Here is a 252-nt window from a genome sequence, read left to right as displayed (position 1 = left end):
AGTAGCGAAGGTCATGATCTCACACTGCCAAGAAAAGCCTCTAGTCAGGAGAAGGTGCCCGTACCGCAAACCGACACAGGTAGGCGAGAAGAGAATTCTAAGGCGCGCGGAAGAACTCTCGTTAAGGAACTCGGCAAAATGACCCCGTAACTTCGGGAGAAGGGGTGCCTCGGTAGGGTGAATAGCCCGAGGGGGCCGCAGTGAAAAGGCCCAAGCGACTGTTTAGCAAAAACACAGGTCTGTGCGAAGCCG

At 55.2% G+C, this 252-nt stretch carries 1 rRNA gene; it reads left to right on the top strand.

Annotated elements, in window-relative coordinates:
* Positions 1-252: ribosomal RNA gene (locus tag C173_RS18335) — 23S ribosomal RNA — on the top strand; the annotation flags it as partial.

The sequence above is a fragment of the Paenibacillus sp. FSL R7-277 genome (assembly GCF_000517965.1).
GTDB classification, from domain to species: domain Bacteria; phylum Bacillota; class Bacilli; order Paenibacillales; family Paenibacillaceae; genus Paenibacillus_AQ; species Paenibacillus_AQ silagei.
The sequence above is the reverse complement of the archived record's forward strand: the minus strand, read 5'-3'. Positions and strand labels throughout refer to the sequence as shown.